General features: G+C 40.8%; 20 protein-coding genes. 10 read left to right on the top strand and 10 right to left on the bottom strand.

Annotated elements, in window-relative coordinates:
- Positions 1–52 precede the first annotated feature (52 nt).
- Entirely contained in the window at positions 53–1408 is a 1356-nt protein-coding gene (locus AC0VYO_RS19430; protein ID WP_475368035.1) for a glucoamylase family protein, read from the top strand.
- 80 nt (positions 1409–1488) lie between these two features.
- Here the strand turns inward: AC0VYO_RS19430 and AC0VYO_RS19435 are convergent, their stop codons facing one another.
- Together AC0VYO_RS19435 and bglX are read right to left on the bottom strand one after the other, a co-directional pair.
- Positions 1489–4794: a GH36-type glycosyl hydrolase domain-containing protein gene (locus AC0VYO_RS19435; RefSeq protein WP_475367524.1), complete on the bottom strand. Its 3306-nt coding sequence runs from the start codon at positions 4792–4794 to the stop codon at positions 1489–1491.
- Between the two features lie 21 nt (positions 4795–4815).
- Positions 4816–6978 carry a beta-glucosidase BglX gene (gene bglX / locus AC0VYO_RS19440; protein ID WP_475368036.1) on the bottom strand — a complete coding sequence of 721 codons (2163 nt, stop codon included), beginning with the start codon at positions 6976–6978 and terminating at the stop codon, positions 4816–4818.
- A 278-nt stretch (positions 6979–7256) separates the two neighbouring features.
- On the opposite strand from bglX, the gene AC0VYO_RS19445 reads away from it, so the two are divergent.
- From AC0VYO_RS19445 to AC0VYO_RS19465, 5 genes are all read left to right on the top strand, one after another.
- The gene (locus AC0VYO_RS19445; protein ID WP_475368037.1) at positions 7257–8498 is read left to right on the top strand and encodes a sugar ABC transporter substrate-binding protein; all 1242 of its coding nucleotides are present in this window, start codon (positions 7257–7259) and stop codon (positions 8496–8498) included.
- An 80-nt stretch (positions 8499–8578) separates the two neighbouring features.
- Entirely contained in the window at positions 8579–9478 is a 900-nt protein-coding gene (locus AC0VYO_RS19450; RefSeq protein WP_242057221.1) for a carbohydrate ABC transporter permease, read from the top strand.
- Between the two features lie 23 nt (positions 9479–9501).
- On the top strand, positions 9502–10332 hold the full coding sequence (locus tag AC0VYO_RS19455; protein ID WP_303534977.1) for a carbohydrate ABC transporter permease: 831 nt from the start codon (positions 9502–9504) through the stop codon (positions 10330–10332).
- 110 nt (positions 10333–10442) lie between these two features.
- Entirely contained in the window at positions 10443–11435 is a 993-nt protein-coding gene (locus AC0VYO_RS19460; protein WP_475368038.1) for a LacI family DNA-binding transcriptional regulator, read from the top strand.
- A 337-nt stretch (positions 11436–11772) separates the two neighbouring features.
- Positions 11773–12666 carry a glycerophosphodiester phosphodiesterase gene (locus AC0VYO_RS19465; protein WP_475369077.1) on the top strand — a complete coding sequence of 298 codons (894 nt, stop codon included), beginning with the start codon at positions 11773–11775 and terminating at the stop codon, positions 12664–12666.
- A gap of 50 nt (positions 12667–12716) precedes the next feature.
- Here AC0VYO_RS19465 and AC0VYO_RS19470 read toward each other — a convergent pair whose 3' ends face one another.
- Positions 12717–13682, bottom strand: a complete 966-nt coding sequence (locus AC0VYO_RS19470) for an ankyrin repeat domain-containing protein (protein ID WP_475368039.1) — start codon at positions 13680–13682, stop codon at positions 12717–12719.
- 154 nt (positions 13683–13836) lie between these two features.
- Between AC0VYO_RS19470 and AC0VYO_RS19475 the strand changes: the two genes are divergently transcribed.
- Positions 13837–14313: a hypothetical protein gene (locus AC0VYO_RS19475; RefSeq protein WP_303534981.1), complete on the top strand. Its 477-nt coding sequence runs from the start codon at positions 13837–13839 to the stop codon at positions 14311–14313.
- 72 nt (positions 14314–14385) lie between these two features.
- Here AC0VYO_RS19475 and AC0VYO_RS19480 read toward each other — a convergent pair whose 3' ends face one another.
- Positions 14386–14982 (bottom strand): REP-associated tyrosine transposase, encoded by a 597-nt coding sequence (locus tag AC0VYO_RS19480; RefSeq protein WP_194219570.1) that lies wholly within the window; start codon positions 14980–14982, stop codon positions 14386–14388.
- A 227-nt stretch (positions 14983–15209) separates the two neighbouring features.
- On the opposite strand from AC0VYO_RS19480, the gene AC0VYO_RS19485 reads away from it, so the two are divergent.
- Positions 15210–16163 carry a polysaccharide deacetylase family protein gene (locus tag AC0VYO_RS19485; protein ID WP_475368040.1) on the top strand — a complete coding sequence of 318 codons (954 nt, stop codon included), beginning with the start codon at positions 15210–15212 and terminating at the stop codon, positions 16161–16163.
- Between the two features lie 98 nt (positions 16164–16261).
- Here the strand turns inward: AC0VYO_RS19485 and AC0VYO_RS19490 are convergent, their stop codons facing one another.
- Positions 16262–17221 (bottom strand): 2-hydroxyacid dehydrogenase, encoded by a 960-nt coding sequence (locus tag AC0VYO_RS19490; protein WP_475365963.1) that lies wholly within the window; start codon positions 17219–17221, stop codon positions 16262–16264.
- A 167-nt stretch (positions 17222–17388) separates the two neighbouring features.
- Here AC0VYO_RS19490 and AC0VYO_RS19495 point away from each other — a divergent pair, with 167 nt between their 5' ends.
- A complete protein-coding gene (locus tag AC0VYO_RS19495) occupies positions 17389–17820 on the top strand; it encodes an acyl-CoA thioesterase (protein WP_303534985.1) in 432 nt (143 codons plus the stop codon).
- A gap of 146 nt (positions 17821–17966) precedes the next feature.
- A protein-coding gene (locus AC0VYO_RS19500) for an IS3 family transposase (protein ID WP_430241928.1) occupies positions 17967–19303 on the top strand; the annotation gives its coding sequence in 2 pieces (ribosomal slippage) (positions 17967–18351 and positions 18351–19303; 1338 coding nt in all).
- 130 nt (positions 19304–19433) lie between these two features.
- On the opposite strand, the gene AC0VYO_RS19505 is transcribed toward AC0VYO_RS19500, so the two are convergent.
- From AC0VYO_RS19505 to AC0VYO_RS19525, 5 genes are all read right to left on the bottom strand, one after another.
- The gene (locus AC0VYO_RS19505) at positions 19434–20672 is read right to left on the bottom strand and encodes a Zn-dependent hydrolase (RefSeq protein WP_430243286.1); all 1239 of its coding nucleotides are present in this window, start codon (positions 20670–20672) and stop codon (positions 19434–19436) included.
- 365 nt (positions 20673–21037) lie between these two features.
- Complete coding sequence (locus tag AC0VYO_RS19510; protein ID WP_242057220.1) at positions 21038–21130, bottom strand: putative holin-like toxin; 93 nt, start codon at positions 21128–21130, stop codon at positions 21038–21040.
- Between the two features lie 195 nt (positions 21131–21325).
- Positions 21326–22699, bottom strand: a complete 1374-nt coding sequence (locus AC0VYO_RS19515; RefSeq protein WP_475368041.1) for a M28 family peptidase — start codon at positions 22697–22699, stop codon at positions 21326–21328.
- Positions 22700–23088: 389 nt separating this feature from the next.
- Positions 23089–24555, bottom strand: a complete 1467-nt coding sequence (gene panF / locus AC0VYO_RS19520) for a sodium/pantothenate symporter (RefSeq protein WP_475368042.1) — start codon at positions 24553–24555, stop codon at positions 23089–23091.
- The gene (locus tag AC0VYO_RS19525) at positions 24552–24836 is read right to left on the bottom strand and encodes a YhdT family protein (RefSeq protein ID WP_283153483.1); all 285 of its coding nucleotides are present in this window, start codon (positions 24834–24836) and stop codon (positions 24552–24554) included. Before AC0VYO_RS19525 ends, panF begins: the two co-directional genes overlap by 4 nt.
- Positions 24837–25451: the final 615 nt, after the last annotated feature.

The following is a 25451-nucleotide window of genomic DNA, read 5'->3' on the forward strand; positions in this document are numbered from 1 at the left end:
TTATATATACTAAAATCGAAACGTTTCACTAATTTTGAAAGGAAGTGGATTCATGAGAAAATTTCTTTTGTTTTTTCTTGTAGCAGCCATTGTTTTAACCGGATCCTTGCCAGTCACTAATGCTGAAAGTTCTACCAAAGGAAAGAATCATGCCTTTTCCAAACAATTGAAAGCGATTTCAAAGACGACGTATCGGTACTTTGAAGATTTCACGGATGAAAAGACTGGATTAACGTATGATGCCGTTCGAATGAAGAATGGTGAAAAGACAGTACAAGACTTTACATCACCAACAAACATCGGCATGTATTTCATGAGTACAATATCTGCTCAAGAAATTGGGATAATTTCAAGAGATGAAGCAGTCCACAGGATTCAAACTACACTTCAAACATTAGAAGAACTCGAGACGTGGAATGGTTTATATTATAACTGGTACTTCACTAAGGATGGTTCACTTATGACCGACTGGGGTGAGTTCATCTCAACCGTTGATAACGGCTGGCTATCCGCTGGTTTAATCGTAGCCGGACAAGCTTATCCTGAGTTAAATGATCAAACAAGTGAATTAGTGGAAGCGATGGACTATTCTAAGCTCTACGATTCAGAGGTTGGCCAAATGCGCGGAGGGTACGATGTAGCAACTGAAAGTGTTACAGAGCATCACTACGGAGCGTTTTATACAGAACCACGCCTTGCGAGCTATATCTCGATTGGTAAAGGAGACGTTCCTGTAGAACATTGGTGGAAAATGTACCGGACAATGCCTGCAAGCTGGGATTGGCAATCTCAAGTACCAGAAGGCTATACCAAAACATATGATGGGATTGATGTATTTGAAGGTCACTATACATACAATGACCAAAAGTATGTACCAAGCTGGGGAGGTAGTATGTTTGAAGCCTTGATGCCGGGTCTTGTCTTGAAAGAAAAGGAACTTGGCCGAAATGCCCTCGGCTTAAATAATCAAAAGCATGTGGATATCCAAATCGAGTATGCAAAAGAAGAGCTTGGCTATCCTGCATGGGGATTATCTCCTGCCGCAACTCCTGAAGACTATACCGAATTTGGCGCAACTCCTCTTGGTATGGAAGGTTATAGTGCAGAAGGAGCAATTGTAACACCACACGCGTCTTTCCTTGCATTAGAGTACGCACCTAAAGAAGTGTACAAGAACTTAAAAACACTTAAAGACTTTGGTACTTACGGGAAATACGGCTTTTATGATTCGGTAAATGTCCTAACTGGAGAAGTAACAGAAGCGTACCTCGCGCTTGATCAAGGAATGTCTATGGTTGCGATCGCAAACTACCTGGAAGATGGCATTATTAAGGAATACTTCCATGAAGATGGCATTGGCGAAAAACCAGAAGATTTATTAATAAAAGAGAATTTCTCAATTAAATAAGGTAAAAATAAACCGGGATATCGAAACGTATCGATATCCCGGTTTCATTATTTTATTCCACAATTACCTCAAATGTTACATCATAACCAAATTTCAATAGTGTTCATGCCGCTATTCAAATACTTTTCAGCAACTGCCTTTCGAACAACCATTCCGCCCTCACGATAACGATTAGAGTTAAGAGCTGTTTCAACTCGCTGACCGTTAATATGAACTTTTCTTTCTTCATTTGTTAGATGATACTGAAAAGTAACGTCCAGCCCCCAGAACTGATAGTGCAATTGAAGGCCATCTAGTCTATTAGGAAGGATAGGGTCAAGCACCATGTTTCCTTCTTCCTGGCGGATGCCAAGTGCATTTGTTACAAGCTGATTCATATAAATTCCTGGTCCACTTGAATAAATCCGCCAACCGCCTTTCACCGGAACTGATCCGCTTTTAAGATCATCAAACCGATTCTGCGCCTCGTAACGCGTATTGAATTTCCCATCTGAACTACTGAAGTAGGCATTACTTTGTCGTTTCTCTGCGTTTGACACCACATCCGTAATACCAACCGGATTAATAACTTGTAGCCCCTTCCAAACTTCTTCCCTTTGGCCAAGTTTCGCCATTGCCTCAATAAAACGAATATGTGCATGAACATATTGAAGTCCAATTTCTCTTCCAAAGTTCGCTGCTTGCTCCGCTCTTTTGAAATGAGTACTCACTCCACCTTTATAATTCGCAGGCTTATCCATTAATCGAACACCATCCGGACATGCGAGCTTTTCTTTAATAATTTGGTAATGATCTCCTGCTTCCTCTGCAGATAAAAGCTCACTGATCATCCCTCGAATCATCGGTAATAAACGATAATGGATACCTGTCTTCTTATCCTCTGGATGAAGCATCTTTTCAGGACGCTTTTGATCTTCCATATATAAAAACCCTGGAAGAACTCCTGTATCGAGGAGAAATTTCTGATAGTCGCGTTCAATTCCAAGTGCAAGCTCCTGAAGATCCTTTTTCCATTCAGGCTCTACTAGTGCATCCGCAAACTTACGCACAGCCTGGTAAGTCAGCGCAACCGTCCAGCTACTCACCATGTATTTTTTTAATTGAGCGTTCGCAGGCTGAAGGGTATCATCCCAATCCCCATCACCATAAGAAGAAAGGAAGGTATCGTTGAGAAAATGTCGTTTCACATACTCAATCTGTTTTTTAATATGTTCCTTCAATGAATGTTTCTTTTCGCTAAATGTAAAATCTTCTCGCAGGGTATATGGTAATTCCATAGCTAAAATTGTATGATCACCTGTTACAGCAAGGTAGTCAGCGACGACTTTTAGCGGCCAAATCACAACATCCCCATGACTTTCCTCCTGCTGAACACCCCCATACTCATCAAACATAAACCACTGTGGCCAGTTACCTTCATCTTCATATTGATGAGCATATACTGTTTGAATGATTTCTTTCACAGAGTCATAATTCTGCGTCGCCATGAAATATTCAGTTGGCCCCTGGCAAACATCTCGTGTTCCCCAAGCTGCCCCAATCGATTGCTCAAGACCTCTTGGAACAGAATAATGCACAAGCATATTGTGCGTGTACCACCAAGCAAGTGCGTTCATTCTGTCTAACTCGGCATTCTTTTCTTTATGACTGAGATGAAACTGATTCATAACCTTTCCTAAATAGTCCCGGTAGCGTTTAATTTCAGCACTTGCATCTCGTTCAGAAGGAGCATACTCTCCATCACGTGTCCCCTGTATATGTAATGAGAACTGTTGTGTAGATTGAATTTGAAGCACAACAAGCGAAGCATCCCCTTCTTCAATAGGATGAACGAGTAGACGCTCATCTCCCACTTCCATATCAGTACCGGAGACGGACAACTGATAAGTGAGGTTAGGATTGACCTTTGTACTTTCGGAACTATGTGGTCGGAACGTTAAAACACGACCTTTCTGCTCCACATCATAGACTTCTTCATATTCATGGTTAGCCATTGAGATTTGATTCGTAACCAAATAGCGATATTCTTTACCACTTTTCGAACTCACATCTAACTGCACTTGCTGAGAATCAACGGTTGTAAAATTTGTGATGATAATAGTGTCGTTCTCAAATTTGTAATACCAGCGCGCGTAATTAAATCCCATTTCAAATAATGAAGGCATTGTTAAAAGTCGATAGGTTCCTTCGTATTCCACATACAATCTCTGGCCCGACGTTTTTAGAACATTAAGGGGATTACGCTGATTGCTCATCATCTTATGAAACGATGTATTTCCTAAAGAAATTTGGGAATTGAAGACACCATACATATAGGACGTTGTCGAAATAACATTCCGATTCAATCGATCATTTTCCCCAGACATCAAAATATGCCCATGTGGCCGTTCGACTAGAAGTTCTTTTTGCTTTAATACGACGTGCTCATACGTATCGGTGAAAAAAGATAGTAGCGCCCCATTCTCACGCTCTTCTTGTTGACGATTAGGAAATAGCTCGATGATATCTTCCTCTGTCATATCAAGAGATTGAATAGGCTGTCCGACATGATGCTGCACTCGTTCTTGTGCTTTTTCTAGGTGTGGGTCCAATTTAATCGAATCCCAAGAAGCGATAATGTTATCTCGACTAACAGGCTTTGAAGTCGAATGAGGATGATCATTTTGAAATAGTCCATAAAAAGTGAATTCTTTTTCTCCATTTAACTTCACGCGATCTGTTTGAAGAGCTGTATAGGCGAATTCATATTGATAGATTTCATTTGCTAGCGACTCTTCCTTCAACCTTTCTGGTTCATTTGTTTCCTTATAAGATAACCCGAAGAACTGAAAACCATCTGTAGAATAGCCTTTTGTATTCCCGAGTGAACCTTGTTGAAGGTAAGGAAATCCCCCCTGTTGTGGTTGATTTTGACGTGTACAAACGATGTAACCATCCTCTTCAAAAACGGTATGATCCATATACTGAGACGTGTATGCTTCATTTGTTCGAACACCGCCTTTTTCAGCAAGTCCAAGATCCTGTCCGTATACAACGTCTACTTCAACATCATTTCCTTCAAGCGTGACGTTCCAGAACCAAAGATTCTGTTCCGTAAGATGAAAAGCAACGGTATAGTGCACATCCGCAACTTTCCCTCTCCAAATTGCCTCAGACGTTCCAAATTGAAAAGTACTATTGGATTTAGTTCCGATTAAAGGGTATGTGCTAATTTCTTCATTCGTAAACACTCGTAAATATAAATTATTTAATGCACCATCAATAGCATTCGATAGCACTTGATTGATCATAATATTTCCCGTCGTTAATTCATAAAGATCTCCACTTTTTAGAAAAATGGCTTCCATGTCTCCAGCTCGTAAACATGCTTTTCCTCGATCAATCATTATCACTCGAGCCCCACTCCTTTACTTCACTAATTTAAATGGCAATTCTTGAACGTCATGACTGTTAGAACCAACAAAAGCAATATAGTTTCCTGGATCGCTTTCAAAAGATAAATCACTATGATGATAACGAAGTTGCGTCTCTGTTATTGTAAAGACAACTTCCTTTGTCTCACCGGGTTGTAACGTAATTTTCTTAAAATCTTTCAGCTCTTTCATTGGTCGTACAACCTCTCCAGCGATATCTCTTACATATAGCTGAACGACTTCCTCACCTTCATATGACCCAACATTTTCAACAGTCACGTGAACGACTAAATCTTCTTCACTCATAATAGAATCGGATAGTGTCGCATTACGGTAAGTAAAGTCTGTATAGCTTAATCCAAAACCAAACGGAAATACCGGTTCATTCGGAATATCAAGATATTGCGACACATAGCGAACTTGCGCATCCGGCGCATCTTTCGGACGTCCCGTGTTAAAGTGATTGTAGTAAACAGGTACCTGTCCAACTGAATGTGGAAACGACATCGCTAACCGTCCAGAAGGATTCGCATCTCCGTAAAGAAGATCAGCAACTGCCGCCCCTCCTTCCGTTCCTGGATACCACGCCTCAAGTAACGCATCAGCTTCCTCAACCACACCGTGAAGATCAAGCGGCCGTCCATTAAAGAGCACAGCAACGATAGGTTTATTCAGCTTCTTCATTTCAGCAATGAGCTCAAGCTGAACCTTCGGAAGACGAATGTCGCTTCGACAACCTGCTTCACCACTCATATCTGAATCCTCTCCAAGAGCGAGCACAATCACATCTGCATCCTTTGCAACCTCAACCGCTTCTTTTAACGCTTCTTTTGAGCCATTTTCGATATCGCACCCTTTAGCAACTTGCAAAAGAGAAGAGTCTATTTTTGATAACAATCCTTCCTTTAAAAGAACGGCTTCATCTCCTGACCCTAACCAAGACCACGGGCCAAGAATGTCATTACTCTCTCCAAATGGTCCGATAAGCGCTACTTTCTGCTCTTTCTTTAGAGGAAGCACAGAATCATTTTTTAACAGCACGCTTGATTTCTGAGCAAGCTTTCTTGCCACTTGCCGATGTTCTTCGCATAAAACAACTTCCCTTTCCCGTTCAACATCAGCCCCTCTGAATGGATTTTCAAACAATCCGAGCTTCTCCTTCAGATCTAGAATTCGAAGTACAGCTTCATCAATGACCTCTTCATCTATAGCGCCTTCTTCGACAAGCTGTGGTAGGTGGTGAACATAAGTCGAGGTCATCATCTCAATATCCACTCCTGCAGCAATCGATTTTAATGCAGCTTCTCGCTCATCTTCCGCAACACCATGAGGAATGAGCTCCTTCACGGCCCCCCAGTCAGAGATCACGACACCATCAAAACCCCATTCTTTACGTAGTAAATCGCGCATTAACCGCTTATTCCCACTTGCCGGGATGCCATCGACCGTATTAAATGCCGTCATCACCATTTCACAACCCTCATCAAGGGCAGCTTTGTACGCAGGTAAATAGGTTTCGCGAAGCTCTCGTTCTGATAAATCAACATAGTTATAATCACGACCGCCTTCAACGGCACCATATGCAGCGAAATGCTTCACACAAGCGGCAACTCGTTCAGCATCGTTTCTCAAATCTTCTCCCTGAAAACCTCTCACAAATGCCCGTGCATATTCACTATTTAAATGTGGATCTTCTCCAGTCGATTCCATCACTCGTCCCCACCTAGGGTCTCGAACAAGATCAACCATCGGAGCAAAGGTTACGTGAATGCCCGAAACGCCCGCTTCCCGAGCTGCCACTTTTGCGCTTTCTTCTGCAAGGTTCAGATCCCATGAGCATCCAATGGCAAGTGGAACCGGAAAAATCGTTTTATAGCCATGAACGATATCAGACATAAAAAGAAGAGGAATCCCTAATCTACTTTCTTCAAGATAAGTCTTCTGGATATTGCGGATATTTTCCGCTCCGGATGCTCCGAGAACAGAACCACTATGACGAACCTGTTCTTCATCAAGGTTTAGCTGTTCTAATGGACCCGTTATCTCCCCAGCTTCTTTCGCCCCTTTAAAGAAAGGCGTTGCGAGCTGCATCAACTGAGCTGTTTTTTCATGTATCGTCATTTGACTAAGTAAGTTCTTCAATTCATTAGGTTTCATTTCTTTCCTCCTCACCTTTTATCGAAACGTTTCAATTTTATCTTAGTTGAATTATAAGCATGTCTAAAATAATTAGTCAAAGAGTGATTTCATTAAATTTCTTCATAAAACCATATTAGTAAAGCTTCTAATCACCGTTTTCAAATAATTTTAACAAAAGTGTTGAAAGCGGATACACATTTGATTATAATCGAAATATCGAAACGTTTCAATAAAGTTTGTATGTCAGTCGCAAGTTAGTAGGCATGGAAAATAGAGTGAAAAAGGAGATGGATTGCATGAAGAAGAAAACCGCAGCACTATTGGCTACGTTCTTACTTACAATTTCAATGGTTCTTGGAGCTTGTTCAAACGATGACAGTAGTTCAAGTGATGGCAAAAAGGAAATTACGGTATGGGCAATGGGTGAAGAAGGAAAAAAACTTAGTGAGCTCAGTGATAAATTCGAGGAAGAAAATCCCGACATAAAAGTAAAGGTTCAGGCCATCCCCTGGGAAAACGCCCATGATAAGCTGCTAACAGCTGTCGCTTCCCAAAAAGGACCAGACATTGTTCAATTAGGAACAACCTGGGTACCTGAATTCGCAGATGCCGGTGCTTTACTTGATCTTTCTCCTTATCTTGAAGACTACCCTGAATTTAAGCCAGAGAATTATTTCGAGGGTGCTGCTGATTCCATGACATTCGATGATCAAGTCATTGGCGTTCCTTGGTACGTTGAAACACGCGTCCTCTATTATCGTACAGATTTATTGAAGGAAGCTGGTTTTGAAGAACCTCCTGCAACGTGGGATGAACTGAAAGACGCAGCAACAAAGCTTTCCGATCGTGGAGACGACTACTATGGACTTGATATTGATATGAACGATCAAATCACCCCATTTATTTTCGCATGGCAAAATGGATACGAGATGGACGTTGAGAACAAAGATCTAAACTTCGACAGTCCAGAATTCCGCGAAGCAATGAAGTACTATAACAGCTACTTTAAAGAAGGACTCAGTCAAACAGCTGAAGGCGTTGATATTGTCCAGGCTTTCAAAGACGACAAGAAACCAATGTTTTTCAGCGGGCCATGGATGATTAACATTTTGAACGACCAGGCTCCAGATCTTGAAGGCAAGTGGGATGTAGCCGTTATGCCTGAGAAGGAAACAAATACATCAAGTATCGGAGGATCGAACTTCTCTATCTTCCATAACTCTGAAAATGTGGACGAAGCGCTAAAGTATCTTTCCTATATGAACGATGTGGATACACAATTGGAATGGCTTGATGTATCGAACACTCTTCCATCTCGAGTGGAAGCTTGGGAAGACCCTGCTTTAAGCGATAATGAAATGTACGCCACGCTAGGTGAGCAGCTTGAGAATACAGAAGGTGCTCCACAAATGAAGGAATTTGAAGCAATGGCTCAGGAACTACTAGCCTCAATTGAACGAATTAATGTTGGCGGTGCTGATGTAGATAAAGAGCTTGATGAATTTAGCAAAAAAGCAAATGAAATGCTAGAAGACTAATCACTGACGGAGTTACAGGCGTATATCGTCTGAACTCCGTTTTATCGAAAGAAAAGCGCTCTTCAGATAGGTGGGATAACATGCGCAGTATACTAAGAAATGCCTTTCAAGCAAGACATGGACTAATGTTCATCGCCCCTGCAGTTCTCATATTAATTGTCTTCAGTATTGTTCCGATTCTCATCGCATTTTTTATCAGCTTCACGGATCTGAACCTTAAAGGGCTTGCTGACTGGTCAAATATTAGCTTTATTGGATTCGAAAACTACGTGGATCTTTTCTCAGACGATCTGTTTCATAAATCTGTTTTTAACACGATTTTCTATGTGTTAATTGGGGTACCACTCGTCATTTTCTTCTCTCTCGGTATCGCCCTTCTATTAAACTACGGAACATCAAAACTGTTTACGTTCTTTCGGGCAGTCTATTACATGCCATCCATTACTAATATTATTGCGATCGCAGTCGTATGGGGCTACCTCTACAATACCGAGTACGGGCTCTTTAACTATATCCTTTCGTTGCTCTCTGTCGATTCGATTCCATGGTTAACAGAACCTACGATTGCAAAACTATCACTTATTATTCTTGCCGTCTGGAAAGGAATCGGGATTAACATGATCATCTTTCTTGCCGCTCTTCAAGGCATACCAAAATCTTATTATGAAGCGGCACAAATTGACGGCGCCAATCGGATTCAGGTGTTATTCAATGTCACCATTCCTTTACTGCGATACGCCACATTCTTTGTGACCGTAACAACATTGATTGGTTGGATGCAATTTTTCGAAGAGCCGTTCGTCATGACCGATGGTGGCCCGCTAGATGGAACCATATCAATGGCGCTCTTTATTTACAAAAACGGCTTCCAGTTCAGCGAATTTGGCTATGCAGCTGCAGGCTCATTTGTTCTTTTTATTTTCATTATCATTGTCACGCTTGTTCAATTTAAGGTGCGAAAATCGGATACAGAATATTAATAGACAGGATCGGAGTGAAAAGAATGGAATCAAGATCCTTTTTACAAAAAATCGAAAAGCCTTTTGTGACGTTACTGCTCATCGTAGGTGGCGTGGTTGTCTCCATCCCTTTTCTTTGGATGCTTTCAAGCTCGTTCAAGCAAGAAAGTGACGTCTTAAACATACCGCCACAACTCATTCCAAGTAATCCAACGTTAGACAACTATATAAACCTTTTTCAAAGCTTAAACTTTGGGCTTTATTTGAAAAATACGCTGATTATCGTACTCTTCTCTTTCCTTGGTCTTCTATTAAACGCAATGGCAGGATATGGATTTGCGAAATTTAATTTTAAAGGAAAAGAAAAGATCTTTTACATCGTTCTTGCTACAATGATGATCCCAGCCCAAGTGACGATGATCCCTGTTTACCTTCTATTAAATGAAATGGGGCTAACGAACACAATGACCGGAATCATTCTCCCCGGCCTCGCCGTCGCCTTTAGTATTTTTCTCTTCAGGCAATTCATGACGACGATTCCGACGGATTTAATTGAAGCGGCCCGCCTTGATGGCGCTGGTGAGTTCTATATTTTCTTTAAACTTATCATTCCTATCGCAAAACCAATCTTTGCTGTGCAGGGAATCTTAACATTCATTGGCGCTTGGAACAGCTTCTTATGGCCGTTAATTATCGCAAATGATGAAAGACTATATACGCTTTCTGTTGGGCTGTCACTACTGAAGGGACAATATGCAAATAACTACGCCCTCCAAATGGCAGGAGCTGCTATTATGGTCGTTCCGATCGTCATCATCTTCTCTTTCTTTCAGAAATACATTGTGGAAGGATTTACAATGTCAGGTCTTAAATAAAAGTGAGCTGGAAGAAGTCGGGCAAATGATTCACCTGACAATTGCTAACAATTAGTTGTACACTTAAAGTAAACATATTATAAAGTTGTCTAGATAGAGGATGTGAAAAGATGGCAACGATAAAGGACGTAGCAAAACGCGCAGGTGTAGCCGTCTCAACGGCTTCCTACGCATTGAATAACATAAAAAAAGTTAGTCCTGCAACGGTGAAGAAAGTGCAAGACGCCGCCAGAGAACTAAACTATCAAAAAAATGGCTTTGCTTCTGACCTAAAGCGAACAAAAACAAATACGATTGCATTGATTCTAAAGGATCTTTCAGGACCCTATTACTCTGAGCTGATTAAGGGCGTTCAAGAAGTAACCATGACAAATGGTTTTGACTTGATCGCCTGTAGCTCAATAGGTGGCGCTCAATCCACTGCGGTAAAATTTCTCACGGAAAAGCGCGTTGATGGGGCAATTATTTTAGCTCACAACATAACTGATGAAATCATCAGTGAAGCAGCTCGTGAAGGCTTTCCTCTGGTCGTACTTGATCGAACATTAAACAATGATCACGTTATTCAAGTAGAGGTCGATAACATTCAGGGTGGTTATCTCGCAACGGAACAGTTAATTCAGAATGGTCACAAGGATATCGCTTATATTAGCGGCCCATATAATTCTCATGACAATAAAATGCGCTTCAAAGGATATGAACAAGCATTAAAGGAACACGAGCTTCGTTTTCAAACGAGATGGAAAATCTCAGGTGACTTCACTAGAGAAGGTGGCTATCGTGCAACAAAAATGCTAATTGCTCAAGGCAACCTCCCCACAGCTGTTTTCTACGGAAATGATGAAATGGCGATCGGAGGCATTCAGGCATTTAATGAAAAGAAAATCTCTGTCCCAGATGATATTTCCATCATTGGCTTTGATGACATCCAGCTATCCGAATATGTCTCACCACCGCTAACAACGATTAAACAACCCAAATATGAGGCCGGCGCTCTTGCCGTTCACCTTATCTTCCAGCAGCTTTCACTCGAGAAAGTGGATCGCTATTATAAACTTCCTACAGAACTAGTTGAAAGAAAGTCTGTTGCTAGGAAGGATTAAAATCAAACCACCGCGGGGCGTGCCTGCGGTGGTTAAATGGTGCCTGTCACCCGCGGTTTATGTCGAAATTATTAATATTCTCATGCTAAAAGTCCTGATACCACGAGTGCTATTTTCCCCTCACTTTTGAACCACGTTACAGGTTTATTAGCCTCTTTCAAGAGACCTTCCCCTCATTTTTTCCTGTCCATCCCTCCTAACCTCCACTTCAACGCTTCTAACAAAACAATTGAATTCGCCCTTTTCTATTTAAAAATCCGCCTTATGTAAATCACCATTTACATTCATTGAATATACTATCAGTTGAATCGATTTTGAAAGGATGATAGTGATGAAGATGAAGCGGAGATTTAAAATTGCAGCATTATCAATGAGCATTTTCTTATTTGCAAGTATGCTCCCGACTGGAGCTGCCTCAGCAGTTGAAAAGGACAAGTCTCCAGGCATGAACTCTAACAAACTATTAAACGTAGCTCACAGAGGTGCTTCTGGACATGCTCCTGAACACACGCTTGCATCCTATAAACTTGGGGATGAAATGAAAGGCGACTACATTGAAATCGACCTTCAGATGACGAAGGATGGTAAACTCATTGCCATGCATGATGAATCAGTTGATCGGACCACAAACGGGACAGGCCTTGTAAAAGACTATACACTTGAGCAGCTAAAAGAGTTAGATGCAGGTAGCTGGTTTAATGAAAAATATCCTGAGAAAGCTAATCCTGCTTACGAAGGGCTTCAAGTGCCTACTCTTGAACAAGTACTCCAAACATTCGGGAAGGATGCTCGCTATTATATTGAGACGAAATCTCCCGAGGTATATCCTGGTATGGAAGAAGAGCTCCTTCGCATTCTTAACAAGTACAATTTAACAGGTGTTAATGAACGATCTAGTAAAGTGCTTATTCAATCTTTTAGTCAGGAAAGTCTATTGAAAATGCATAACCTCAATCCTAATTTACCGCTTATTCAGCTCATCTCATATAAAGAGCCAGCAACAATTTCTGAGGGAGAACTTCAAGAACTAGCTGAGTATGCAGTCGGCGTCGGAATGTCTGCTTCAAAAATTGACGAAACGTACGTACAAAAAGTAAAAAGCGCTGGTTTACTCATTCATCCTTATACAGTGAATGAGAAAGACCAAATGACGCGCTTATTAGACTGGGGCGTAACGGGGATGTTTACGAACTACCCTGATCGTTTGAGTGATGTACTTCATGGTAAATAATCACAAAAAAGGTATCAGTTGGTAACTACCAACGAATACCTTTTTGACGTTTACCAGCCATATTGCTGAAGCAGCTCTGCAATCGCAGAATGATCGCTCTCTTCCGCTAACGCAAATGCCTCTTCACTTTCCTCAATAGAAGAAGGAAGGGCTCCCGCTACGAGGAAAGCTTCAACAAGTGAAGGATTGTCTTGTTTGATTGCTTCAAATAGCAATGGATCTCCTTCGTAACGAGCATTCGCATCCCCACCTCTACCTAGTAGCAAAGAAACAAGTTCGGTAGACTTTTCTTTGGTGACTGCCGTAACTAGTGCACTTTCATCGTTTTTTTCTACCGTAAAGTTTGGATTTGCTCCAGAATCAAGGAGTAATGCACTTGTTTCTTCATTTCCTTGTGCGATGGAATAAGTTAATAAAGTATCATGCTCGCCTTCCACTTCTATTTCTAGGTTCGGATTATAACCATTGTGTAATAAAATTTTGATGAGCTCGATGTTTTCTTCCTTTACAGCTTTGACTAACATTTTCTCATTTCCGATTTCAAAATGAGCACCCATTTTTAATAGCAAGTCAACAATTTCGTTATTTCCTTGTTCGACTGCTACTTCTAGAAGGTTCTCATTTTTCTCATGATTTACTTCAGCATCCCCATCGTGATCCGATTCTTCATGATCATGTACCTCTACCCCATTCAGAAGTAGGAACTCAACAAGCTTGCTATCTCCTTCCATGACCGCATAAGTGATTGGTGATACGCCATCATTGTTTACTGTATCTGGCGAAACGCCCTCATGAAAAAGATCCTCCATCTCCTTTAATGTCGTTTCATCTGAACGATTCTGATAGAGGAGTTCCCACAATTGGTCTTCTTCTGTAAGAACGTCGGTGTCTGTTCCTTGATTTTCTGCACTAGCTTCTTTATGTGATTCAGACGTCGTTTTATCTTGATTTAATTCAGAACATGCCGCTACCACGATCAACATAGGCATGATCATCCAAAGTAACTTTCGCTTCATTGTTTCCCTCCAACTTTATAAAAAGTCAATTCCTAAACCATTATATCGTGAAACTCTCTGAGGAAAGATTAAAATTTAGTGAAATATGTCTTCGAATGGGACAACTTCCGCCCGTCATACACTTTAATAGTCAAGCTTCAGGGAGGACGAGACGTTGTCATACTTTAAAACGAGGAGGAAGCGCGGAGGTTCAGGAAAGGTTATTTTTAGCTTAATCGTCTTGCTGCTTCTCGGTGGCAGCATCGCTATTTGGATCTGGCAACAGCCTAAATCACAAGCTGTAGCAACTGTAAAGGAATTCTATTTATATGAGCAAAGTGGTGATTTCAAAAAAGCCTGGAACCTTTTTCATCCAGAAATGCAGAATCGGTTTTCAGATGAACAGTACAGTCAATTACGCTCCCAGTTGATTACACAAGATATTGGCGCTACCTCGTTTACGTTCGATATTGGCAAAGTAAAAACAAAGAAAAATTGGCGTTCTGGAGTAAATGGAGTGATCATGAAAAAAGTTTACACAATGAAAGTCACGCTTCAGTTTCACGATCAGTTTGGAAATTTTGATCTCGTTCAGGAAGTGTTTGTAATAAAAGAAGAGGGAGAATACAAGGTCTTGTGGGATTACAAGTAGAAATAGAAGATTAAACAAACGTTTGATTAAGGGGAGGTGCCGGATAAAGTCGGCATCTTTTTTATTTTGAATTTAGCTTAAACCTTCCTTCTGTGATAAAAGGGATTGCACAATAACATCTCTTCGTGCCATCACGAACTTACAGTACTGCTTTTTCTTTTGATGGATAGTCCCAGGATAGCCTTCAATTAACGGAAGTAAATAAAGGTAGGGTTTATTAGGTTTATTACGTAAACGGTAGTAGTGATAGCTCGACCATGGATAATCTTCTGGGTCTGAGACAAGGTTTGCTTTTACGGGATTCAAATGAATATAACGGCTAACTTCAAGCATGTTTGATGAGCTATTTAACGGTTCATCAAAATAGCGTTTTTCAAAAACGTGGCCAGTTAACTCATATCTTCCATTGAAATAAGTCGCGTATCGTTTGTTAATGAGTGACATGATCTTTGAAATGGAATGTTCTTTGGAGCGAAGTTGAAGATGATAGTGGTTGTTCATTAAACAATAAGAAGCTAACTCAAACGGGTGTGTTTCGAAGACTTGATCGAGGATAGACAAAAACGTTCGATAATCTCTGTTATCGTAAAACAAAAGTTCTTTACGATTTCCTCGACTCACGATGTGATAGAAATGATTCGGAAGCCAAACTCTTGGTTTTCTCACCATACCATTAGTGTTGTTGCATGTGGATTTAATAGATTCCTGTAACAAAGTAGCTTCGTCATTTTTCTTCCTCCCTTGTCAGTAATCTTCTCTTTCTCCAAGAATAATCTTCCCTCTCTTACTCGTCAATCAAATTTTATCGACAGGATTCGGGGAGTGACAGGCACTCGCAATTTTAATACCAAATTAATGGTAGTATAGGGAAGTATTGGGCAAAAAGGGGGATATAAATGAAAAAAATTCACTTATTTAGCTTTGTTTTACTAGCTATAATCGGGAGTTTAGTAGGGTTTGGATGGGGCGACATGGGCACTATTGATCTAGATCAAGTTACATTATCTACTAATGAAAGCAGTTCTACAGCTGAAGCTTCTCATCAAGAAGATCATGAAGAAGAAAAAATTAATGAGCAAGAACTTAGAATTCGAAAACTAGAAGAAGCTGCTGAAAGAGGAGCTGCTCCTCATATACCTGTGTTAACCTATCATAATATAATCTCAAAAGAAAATTTGAAAGAGAGACACTATGGCGATGATGGTAATCTATCAAGCACCATTGTTTTACTTGAAGACTTTAAGCAACAAATGAATGTTTTGCATGAAAATGGTTTTTTTACGTTAACGCTTGAGGAATTCGAAAAATATATAACTAGCGAAATACCTGTCCCTGAAAAAAGTGTTTTACTTACGTTTGACGATGGTCATAAGAATAATTACATAGAAGCTTATCCGGTATTGAAGAAATATGATTTTCACGCTGTTGAATTTTTGATTACGAATCGAAATAAAGACAAAACCGTTCCATATAATACTGATACAAATCAATATCTCAGTCATCAAGAAATTGAAGCAGCAAGCGACGTCTTCGAATATGCAAGCCACACCAACAGTTTTCACAATTTGGATAACGGCCCACCTTATCTAATCTCAAAATCTCTTCCTGAAATTCAAGAAGATGTAGAAACAAGCATTGAATTAATTGGTGATACAAACGCACTTGCTTATCCTTATGGGGCTTACGATGAACAGACGATGGAAGCAATGGATGTTGCTGGAATCGACTTTGCTTTTACTGTACAAGCTGGCTACGTTCAGCCCGGAGATGACATGCTACAGATTCGCCGAAATTCCGTGAGACCTTATAATACAATTGAAGACTTTAAGAATGTGATGGAAATCAACTAACTTTATGCCATATAAAAGAACAGGCCATTGTGCCTGTTCTTTTATATAGCATTCGGCACCAATCCGGTGGTATCGGGTGGTGACAGGCACTATTGCCTCTACACCTTATTTGGCGCCTCTTCTCCTTCAAGTACTTTCAATAAGTTCATAGCAGCGACTTCTGCCATTCTCAACCTCGTTTTTACACTTGCACTCCCTATATGAGGAAGGGTAACGACGTTTGAAAGACGAAGCAAGGGATGATCAAGCGGTACTGGCTCTTCTTTAAAAACATCTAAACCCGCAGCCCATATAACACCATTCGTTAGGGCTTCATAAAGAGCATCTTCATTTACAATTCCTCCTCTTGCTGTGTTGATTAAAACAGCGCTCCTCTTCATCGTTTCAAGCTGCTTTACCCCAATTAAATTCTCAGTTTCAGGCGTTAATGGTGTCAAAACACATACAAAATCAGACTCCTTTAAAAGATCTTCAAACTCTTTAAACTGAAGATCTAATCTACTTTCTGCTTCCTGATTCCGACGACGGTTGTGATAAACCACATTCATATCAAATCCTCTAGCTCTTTTCGCCACAGCTTCCCCAATTCTCCCCATGCCTATAATCCCTAATGTCGCCCCATAGATATCCTGCCCTGTTAGCTGCATAGGTGACCAGGCTTCCCAGTTTCCTTCACGCAAATAATTGGATGCTTCAGGAATTCGGCGTGCGGTAGCCATTAGTAAAGCAAAGGTTAAGTCGGCTGTTGTTTCCGTCAGAACCCCCGGAGTATTCGTCACAACAATCCCGCATTCTTTAGCTGCTTCAATATCAATGTTGTTATAACCTACAGCCATATTGGCTACTACTTTCAGGTTGTTGGCTTTTTTTAGAAGTGAGTGATCTACTTGTTCAGTTAACATACAAAAAAGCCCGTCCACACGCTTAATTTCTTCTTCTAAGACAGCGTGCGGCACTGGTTCTTTATCCTTGTCCCACATCCTTACTTCACATGTTTCACGAATAGGCTTCACAATTTCATCTGGCAACTTCCGCGTAATATACACTTTGGGTTTCATCCACATTCCACTCCTTAACTCAAATTGTCTCTATCCTACATGTTTCACGAATAAAAACGAAATTCCTCTTCCACATAGAGACATTACCCGGGAAATTTCGAAGCGATACGCAAAATAATAACGGAATATTGTGATAAAATAAAGAAAATCGAAAGTTGAGGTAAACCATGTTACATAACTATCACTTTTCTTTTCCCATCCGCGTTCGTTACTCCGAAATCGACGGTCAAAAAATTGTATTCAATGCCCACTATTCTACTTATATTGACATTGCTACCACTGAGTATTTCCGACACGTCTTAGGTGATCGATTACAGAAACTTGCTGAAGATCGGTTGTTTGATCCGGTATTAAGGAAAATAACGATTGAATTCATCAAACCAGCAAAATTGGATGATCTCCTTGATGTGTACTGCCGAATTACTAAAATAGGTCAGAGTAGTTTTCAACTTGAGCACACTATAACAAGAAATGAGGAAACTCTTGTAAAAGCAGAGGTCATACAGGTGAATTTTGACTCAACTACCGGCCATGCAAAAGCGATCCCTCAAGAAATTAAACAAGCGATTACTATTTTTGATAAGATAAGTGATCATTAACCTTCTCATCATTTTGTGGATTTACAGAAAAAGTCGGCATGCCAATGTAATATGTACCCTATAGAGTAGACACTTAAAAAAAGTCTGCCCTATAGGGTACTTTTATGTATAATGAGGACAAATTCTACGATGGGAAATGATTATTAATGAGTAAGAAAGTATTCTCAGAGGAAGATGTCAAAACACTTGCCTCTAATAAATTTGTGAAATCAGTTAGTGAAAAAGGAATCACATACAGTGATGAATTTAAGCGAATATTCATTACGGAGTATGAAAAAGGAAAACTACCGAGTCAGATTTTTAAAGAAAATGGATTTGATGTCGATACTCTCGGACACGAAAGAGTACATTCTGCCGCGAGAAGGTGGAGACAGGGTTATAAAAACAAAGGGATTAATGGACTTACTGACACTCGTAAAGAAAGCTCCGGAAGATCCAAAGATAAGGAACTGTCTTTAGAGGAAAAATACAAACGTTTAGAAGCTCAAAATAACCTATTAAAAGCAGAGAATGATCTCCTAAAAAAGCTCGAAATGATGGAAAAGGGGATGGGAAAAAAGAGATAAAATTAGCTGCTTCTCTCAAGTTTGAATTAATCCGCCATATCATCCATGAGTATCAACTTAAAAATATGGTCCGATACTTATGTTCCGTAGTGGGTGTCTCACGATCTGGTTATTATCGTTATTTCACTGAAGGTGCTCGAAAGCGTCGAACAGAAAACGAGGCGCGAGACCAAGTTTTAAAAGACTGGATCCTAAAAGCCTATGCCTTTAAAAAGCGAAAAAAAGGGGCACGTCAAATCAAGATGACGCTAGCTAACCAGTATCAAATAACCTATAACTTAAAACGCATACGCAGAATCATGAAAAAATACGGAATCGTATGTCCGATCAGAAGAGCGAATCCCTATCGTCGTATGGCGAAAGCAACGAAAGAGCACAGCGTTGTACCAAACAAACTTGAGCGAAACTTCAAACAAGGCATCCCAGGGAAAGTACTTCTAACTGACATTACCTATTTGTTTTATGGAAATAAGAAGAAAGCGTATCTATCTACCATAAAGGACGGCTCTACGAATGAGATCCTAGCTTATCATGTGTCTGACCGAATTACGCTCGATCTAGCGACAGATACGTTAGTAAAACTTAAAAACAACCGTAAAGCAAAACTAGATGCGAATGCCTTTATTCATTCTGATCAAGGCTTTCACTATACTCACCCTACCTACCAAAAACAGCTAAAGAAATACGGTTTAGATCAGTCTATGTCTAGAAGAGGAAACTGTTGGGATAATGCCCCACAGGAATCTTTCTTTGGTCACTTTAAAGACGAAGCCTCAATAAAACCTTGTCAAACACTAATCGAATTAAAACGTGAAGTTAAGAGTTATATGATGTATTACAACCTGGATAGATGTCAGTGGAACTTAAAAAAGATGACCCCTGTTCAATACAGGAATCATCTTCTTAATGTTGCCTAGTCTTTTTTAAACTGTCCTTTACACAGGGTACATATTAATGAAAGCATACCGACTTTTCTATTTACTACGGTGACCAAAAAAGTTGAAAATGTGAAACTCCTTCATGAAACAACTTCATTATCTGCGAATTTTACTCCTTCTGAGCAATCCGCACTGCTGTTTGATAAAGCAATTGCACTCCTTTCTCAATATCATCCATTTCCGCAAACTCAAGCGGGTTATGGCTAATCCCCTTTTCACATCGAACAAAAATCATCCCATAATCACTGATATACGACATAAACAGAGCATCATGGAATGGTCCGCTCATTAAAACAGGGGATTCGAAACCGAGCGCTTTATCCTCTTCACTCATGATTTCTTTAATCCAGTCAGCACAATAGCGCGGCTCACTTCTTGTATCTTCGGTGATCGTATAGGTAAGTTTGTAAGTCGTGGCGGCTTCTTCAATGATCGTGTAAAGCTTTTTCTCAAGCATCGTACGGTGCTCCAGGTCGATGTCACGCAAATCCATTGTAAATTCAACTTTTTCAGGAATGATGTTACGTGAATTCGGAAATACCTGCACACTTCCCACAGTCCCAACCGTTGTTTCTTTCCCCTCTTCTTTTATTAACTGATCAAATTTCGTAATGATCTCACTGGCTCCAACCATCGCATCTTTTCGTAACGGCATCGGAACAGAGCCTGCATGTCCAGCGAATCCTTCAAGTGTAACGGTTAACCAGATAGGACCTGATATTCCCGAAACAATTCCTACAGGTTTGTCTTTAGATTCCAGAACCGGTCCCTGTTCAATATGAAGCTCGAGAAACGCTTCAATATCGCCTTTCTTGTATACCGGGCTTTGTGAAAGATCAGGCTCGACACCGAATTCTTTCAGTGCTTCTTTTCGTGTCATCCCTTTCTTATCTTTTCGCTCGAGTTCACCATCTTCTAAAAGGCCAGCAAGAGCCCGAACTCCGAAAACACCTTTATTAAAACGTGAACCCTCTTCATCAGAGAAACAAACCACTTCGATCGTTCGCTTTGGTAATACGCCGTTGTCCTTCATCGTATGTACAACTTCAATCGCTCCAAGAGCTCCAGCCGTGCCGTCAAAGCGACCTCCATAAGGTTGAGAATCGATGTGAGAGCCAAGCATGAGGATTGCCTTATCTTTTTCTGAGCCTTCTATTCTGCCAATTAAATTCCCAAAACCATCAATTCGAGCAGTTAGTCCAGCCTCTTCCATCCATCCCTTTACAACTTCCACAGCTTCCCGATCTTCTTTCGAGTGAGCAAGACGACAGACTCCTGTTTCCCCAATCTTTCCAATCTTAGCGAGTTCTTCAAGATGACTCTGTAAACGACTTCGGTTAATCCCCATTCACACTCATCCTTTTCGGCTTTTTATTCACTATAGCAAAGCAAATGCCATCGCACATTATACAAAACGTAAGGTATTAGCTGGTTATTATATATACTTCGTCTATTCAGGCAAGATATTGCCCCAAATGACATGGTATGCATTCGACATTATCCACCATAAAACGGGTGGTGACAGGCACCATCATACCATCACCCTCTTGCCACAGCACCCTTCATTGCATATAATAGAGCTAGATAACATAAAGTATAAAAAAAGAACGCCGGTGCTTTCGCACCAGCGTCCATACAGCTGCTCCGCATGACGAGCGGCGGCTCAAAAGGCAAAAAGTAACTCACCTTAATCCTTGGCCGGGGCAGGGTGGGTTACTTCTTTTTATTACTGGAAACAGTAATAATCGTGACCACGAGAGAAGCAAAACTGATCATCAATACAAGCGCCTCGTATGTGCTCATCATTATAGGCAGCACCCCCTTTCATAAACGGGGTACCGCCGCCCACCCTGCTTTGCAGCTGATACTATTCATTTTATCATAGACATCTACCCTATTTGGATAGACCATTTACCTATGTTAGTGTCAAAACAAAATATGCCAAGATTCTAAATAAGGCTTAACGATGCGGGGCCACCCCACCTCGTTAAGCCTTTTCTCTTACAATGGACGATCATCAAAATCATAGTCTGCTGGATTCGGCGCAACTCGCGCCTTCTCAAGTGCAGGAGTATCTGGTCGTGCAATCTGATAGACGGCTGCTCCTACAATTTCCGCAACATTTTGGAGTTTCTCTTTACTTATTTTATCAATCGTATCATCTGGAGAATGGTACCACGGCTCAAGCGGCGCATGAATAAAGAGAGCAGCCGGTATCCCTTTTAGAAAGAAAGGCACGTGATCGCTTCTTCCGAGTTCTCCATAATCAACTGCGCCTGAAATCCTCGCTCCAGCTGAAGCACCAAGATCGGTTACAAGATTCTTGTTCCCATCAGGCGTGAACATAATAAGTTCCCCAGCATCACGACTTCCCACCATATCCATTTGGAAATGAGCAACCGTGCTTTCTATTTCATCATCAGTCAAAGAGTCTGCATAGTGGTAAGAACCGACTAATCCTTTTTCTTCAGCACCAAATGTAACAAATCGAAGCTCTGTATCTGTAGGGGTTTTCGCCATGATTCTGGCTAATTCTAGCGTTGCCGCTACTCCAGATGCATCATCGTTAGCTCCGGGACCATTAGGGACGGAATCGTGATGCGCACCAATGCTGACAATTTGTCCATTATCCTTATTCGGGTGCGGTTCTTTTTTCGCAATGACGTTATAAGAGGTTTTATCAATTGTCCCAGCATTTTCTACGCTTACAGTAGCTTTCACGTCTTCATTATTCAGCTGCTCCACAAGTTGAAGGCCAGCTTCTCTTGTTATCGCTACCGCCGGGATATCCTGTCCTTCATAAGCGTAGCCAAATGAATTGCCAGAGCGTCCTTCTCCGTTAAACATAATGACGCCAATTGCTTCCTTATCATAGACGTTCTGAATCTTTTCATAAAAACTATAAGTCCCACGCTCAATTAATGCGATCTTCCCAGCAACTTCAACACCTACTTCATCCTGAGAACCAAGTCCTACATAAACAAGAGATCCTGTGGCGTGATCGTTAATGGATCCTTCAAACGTATAAACATCGCCAGAAAAGACTTGCTCATTAAGAGAAAGCGATGAAGCTCCACCATCCCACTCCTGAATGGTAAAAGGCTGTAATTCCGTCTCATAGCCATAGCGTTCAAACTCACTTTTTATGTACTGTACCGCTTTGTATTCCCCTTCTGTACCTGATGCACGAGGTTGCTTTGATAATAAGGCAATGTTGTTATACATGTTTTCGCTGCTAATTTTCTTTATCACTTTGTTGTCAAATGCGTGGTCAGATTGTTCATTTGGAACAGGCTTAGCTGCATCAACCGAGAAAGACATTGGACTTAGAACCAGACCTGTTGCCAAAGTAATTGTTAGCGCTTTCTTATTCAAATAGTATTCCTCCTTAAGATGAAGTAATCAGCATAATTATTCCATTAATTGAATGTTTAGTAAATTACTCATTTAATCCTAATAAGAGCTTAACAATCCAAAATATGGACTTTTCACCTACAAAAAATTGAGCAATCTCAACCTTTTTCAGTCGAAATTTGTATATAAGTGTAGAGAAAATGAGCATTCTCGGTCATTTTTTAATTGTTTTTATTTTTTTCGTAAAACACTTTTAATTACTGTCCCATTGCAGTTATTTGTCCGCTTACTATAGAATGCTATCCAAATATAAATAAAGAGCCCTCCAATGAAGAAGAGCTCCTAATTAATATTTCCTTATTTATCATTCGACAAATTCTCTCAAAAAGCGGGTAGTGACAGGCACCATTTCACACCTTCCATAACCTCAATACTACATCTTCCTGAACCACAGCATGTTTCTTCTCCGTCATCAAACTCACGCTCACATAACTAAGAAACGAAAGCAGTACCGGCAACACAACCGTATGCATCCCAAATGCATTTGGCATAAATGTATTAAATCCAATATAGCTTCCAACTCCAACAAGAATGGAAGCCATCGCACCGCTCGCATTTCCCTTCTTCCAATAAAGTCCCATCACAACCGGCCAGATGAACGCAGCTTCAAGGCCTCCAAAAGAGAATAAGTTTAACCAAATGAGAAGTTCCGGAGGGTTAACAGCCATTGCAAACACCAACATTCCCAATACCATTGTCACACCTACGCTAATTCGCTTGATCGTTTGATCGCTCGCTTCAGGCTTCACGTAATTCAGGTAGACGTCTTTCACGATGGCAGAACTAACAAGTAACAACAGCGAATCCACTGTCGACATGATAGCAGCCATAGGAGCAGCTAAAACAATGCCCGCGAGCCAGGAGGGTAGCACTTCTAGAGCAATTCTCGGCATAACTGTATCTCCTACCTCAATTCCAGGAAGCACCGCGCGTGCAAACACCCCAGTGAGATGCATTCCGAGCATAATGACGCCAACTACGATCGTTCCAATTATTAAAGCACGATGCATGCCTTTTGAGCTTTTATAAGACATCGCTCGAACGGCCACCTGTGGCAAACCAACGACCCCAACACCCACGAGAATCCAGAAAGACGATACATAAAGTGGTGTTAAAGATCGATCAGCACCAAAAGGAGAAATTAAGTCAGGATTCTCAGACGCAAGCGTGGTAACAATGCTCTCAACGCCACCACCCGCTATAACCGTTCCAACTAGGATAACAAGCGTTCCACCTAACATCACGATGCCCTGAACCGTATCCGTGATCGCAACCGCGCGAAATCCTCCGATAATAACATACACAAGAACAGACACCGCAAAAATAAACAGTGCCCCCGTATAAGGCAACCCTGTCAGCGATTCAATGAGTCTTGCACCCCCGACCCACTGGGCAGCCATCGCAGAAAATAAGAAAATAATGATACTAAGCGCAGATAAAATAACAACCGCTTTGCTTTGGTAACGTTCCTTCAGGAAATCAATCAACGTTACTGCCCGAATTTTCCGAGACATAATCGCGAATTTTTTCCCAAGAACAGATAATACGAAATAACCAGTGGCAAGCTGAGACATCGATAAAAGCACCCATCCCAGCCCCATCGTGTAAGCTACACCAGGGCCTCCGATAAAACTACTGGCACTTCCATATGTAGCAATCATCGTCATCGCAAGTATAAATCCACCAAGTTGCCGACTACCTAGAAAGTACTCTTGCAAAAAGTTCGAAGTCGATTTCAAATGTGTTGAGGCATAAAAACCAATAAGAAAAATGATAACAAGAAAAATAAGGAGAGGAATCACAACTTGCCAATTCATTCGTCCTCCTCCTCATCAAACGGAACTTCTTTAAACAAGAAGACAACCGCAAAAATCACAAGGACAATCACAATCCCAGTTCCAAGCAGACAGCTGTAGAAAAACCACGCTGGTAATCCCCATATATAGCTATACTCCTCTACTGGTTTTGAACCAAAACCGTAGGCAAATCCATACCAGAGTATAAAATTTATTAAAACAAGCCCAACGCCAATAAGCGCTTCACGATTGGCCACGAGGTATCGCGGATCATCTTTAGGCGTTTCTTCGTGTTGCTTCATGCTTTTCCTCCTTCAAAACAAACCTCGTTCTATTATAACCAGAAGGTCTTCTTCAACCATAATGAAATGTTTATCACAGCGGACTCCTTAATGAGTATAGCAGTGAAACATTATAAGGATAAAAGAAATAATAACATGCTGCCATGTTTTTCTTTATATATCTCAGTAAACTAGTTTAAATAAGTACAGGCAAGCTTAGCCTACGTTAAAAGAGTGAAGCGCCCTATTCATAGGACGCTTCACTCTTTTATTTTGATATTAAACAAACGTTTATTTAACACCCATTACGCCTTCCGATAAGCCCTTCTCTCCGCATAGGACACACATTTAAAACAAACCGGCTTCCGATTTCCCTCATCATCTAAATAATATTGAGGACGTGTAGGTTTCCTATGACAAATCATACATTTCTCTAATCCAATTAACCTTCGAAAAAACCCCTTCATATTTGTCACACTCCTAATCTTTAGTAAACTAATATACAGTACGAACCAAAATCACAACTGTTCCTTCAATCAAACTTTATCAGAAGGAAGTTGAGAATACATGATATGACAAATATCGGGGAGTGCCTGTCACCACCCACACAACCCAAACGAACAAAGGATGAGCATG

The organism is Anaerobacillus sp. 63XJN7_4_ISO-PGPR-S23-413 (assembly GCF_056173725.1).

Coding starts and splice junctions, on each gene's coding strand:
- AC0VYO_RS19430 (WP_475368035.1), top strand. CDS start 53: ATGAGAAAATTTCTTTTGTTTTTTCTTGTAGCAGCCATTGTTTTAACC.
- AC0VYO_RS19435 (WP_475367524.1), bottom strand. CDS start 4,794: ATGATTGATCGAGGAAAAGCATGTTTACGAGCTGGAGACATGGAAGCC.
- bglX (WP_475368036.1), bottom strand. CDS start 6,978: ATGAAACCTAATGAATTGAAGAACTTACTTAGTCAAATGACGATACAT.
- AC0VYO_RS19445 (WP_475368037.1), top strand. CDS start 7,257: ATGAAGAAGAAAACCGCAGCACTATTGGCTACGTTCTTACTTACAATT.
- AC0VYO_RS19450 (WP_242057221.1), top strand. CDS start 8,579: ATGCGCAGTATACTAAGAAATGCCTTTCAAGCAAGACATGGACTAATG.
- AC0VYO_RS19455 (WP_303534977.1), top strand. CDS start 9,502: ATGGAATCAAGATCCTTTTTACAAAAAATCGAAAAGCCTTTTGTGACG.
- AC0VYO_RS19460 (WP_475368038.1), top strand. CDS start 10,443: ATGGCAACGATAAAGGACGTAGCAAAACGCGCAGGTGTAGCCGTCTCA.
- AC0VYO_RS19465 (WP_475369077.1), top strand. CDS start 11,773: ATGAAGCGGAGATTTAAAATTGCAGCATTATCAATGAGCATTTTCTTA.
- AC0VYO_RS19470 (WP_475368039.1), bottom strand. CDS start 13,682: ATGAAGCGAAAGTTACTTTGGATGATCATGCCTATGTTGATCGTGGTA.
- AC0VYO_RS19480 (WP_194219570.1), bottom strand. CDS start 14,982: ATGGTGAGAAAACCAAGAGTTTGGCTTCCGAATCATTTCTATCACATC.
- AC0VYO_RS19485 (WP_475368040.1), top strand. CDS start 15,210: ATGAAAAAAATTCACTTATTTAGCTTTGTTTTACTAGCTATAATCGGG.
- AC0VYO_RS19490 (WP_475365963.1), bottom strand. CDS start 17,221: ATGAAACCCAAAGTGTATATTACGCGGAAGTTGCCAGATGAAATTGTG.
- AC0VYO_RS19495 (WP_303534985.1), top strand. CDS start 17,389: ATGTTACATAACTATCACTTTTCTTTTCCCATCCGCGTTCGTTACTCC.
- AC0VYO_RS19505 (WP_430243286.1), bottom strand. CDS start 20,672: ATGGGGATTAACCGAAGTCGTTTACAGAGTCATCTTGAAGAACTCGCT.
- AC0VYO_RS19510 (WP_242057220.1), bottom strand. CDS start 21,130: ATGATGAGCACATACGAGGCGCTTGTATTGATGATCAGTTTTGCTTCT.
- panF (WP_475368042.1), bottom strand. CDS start 24,555: ATGAATTGGCAAGTTGTGATTCCTCTCCTTATTTTTCTTGTTATCATT.
- AC0VYO_RS19525 (WP_283153483.1), bottom strand. CDS start 24,836: ATGAAGCAACACGAAGAAACGCCTAAAGATGATCCGCGATACCTCGTG.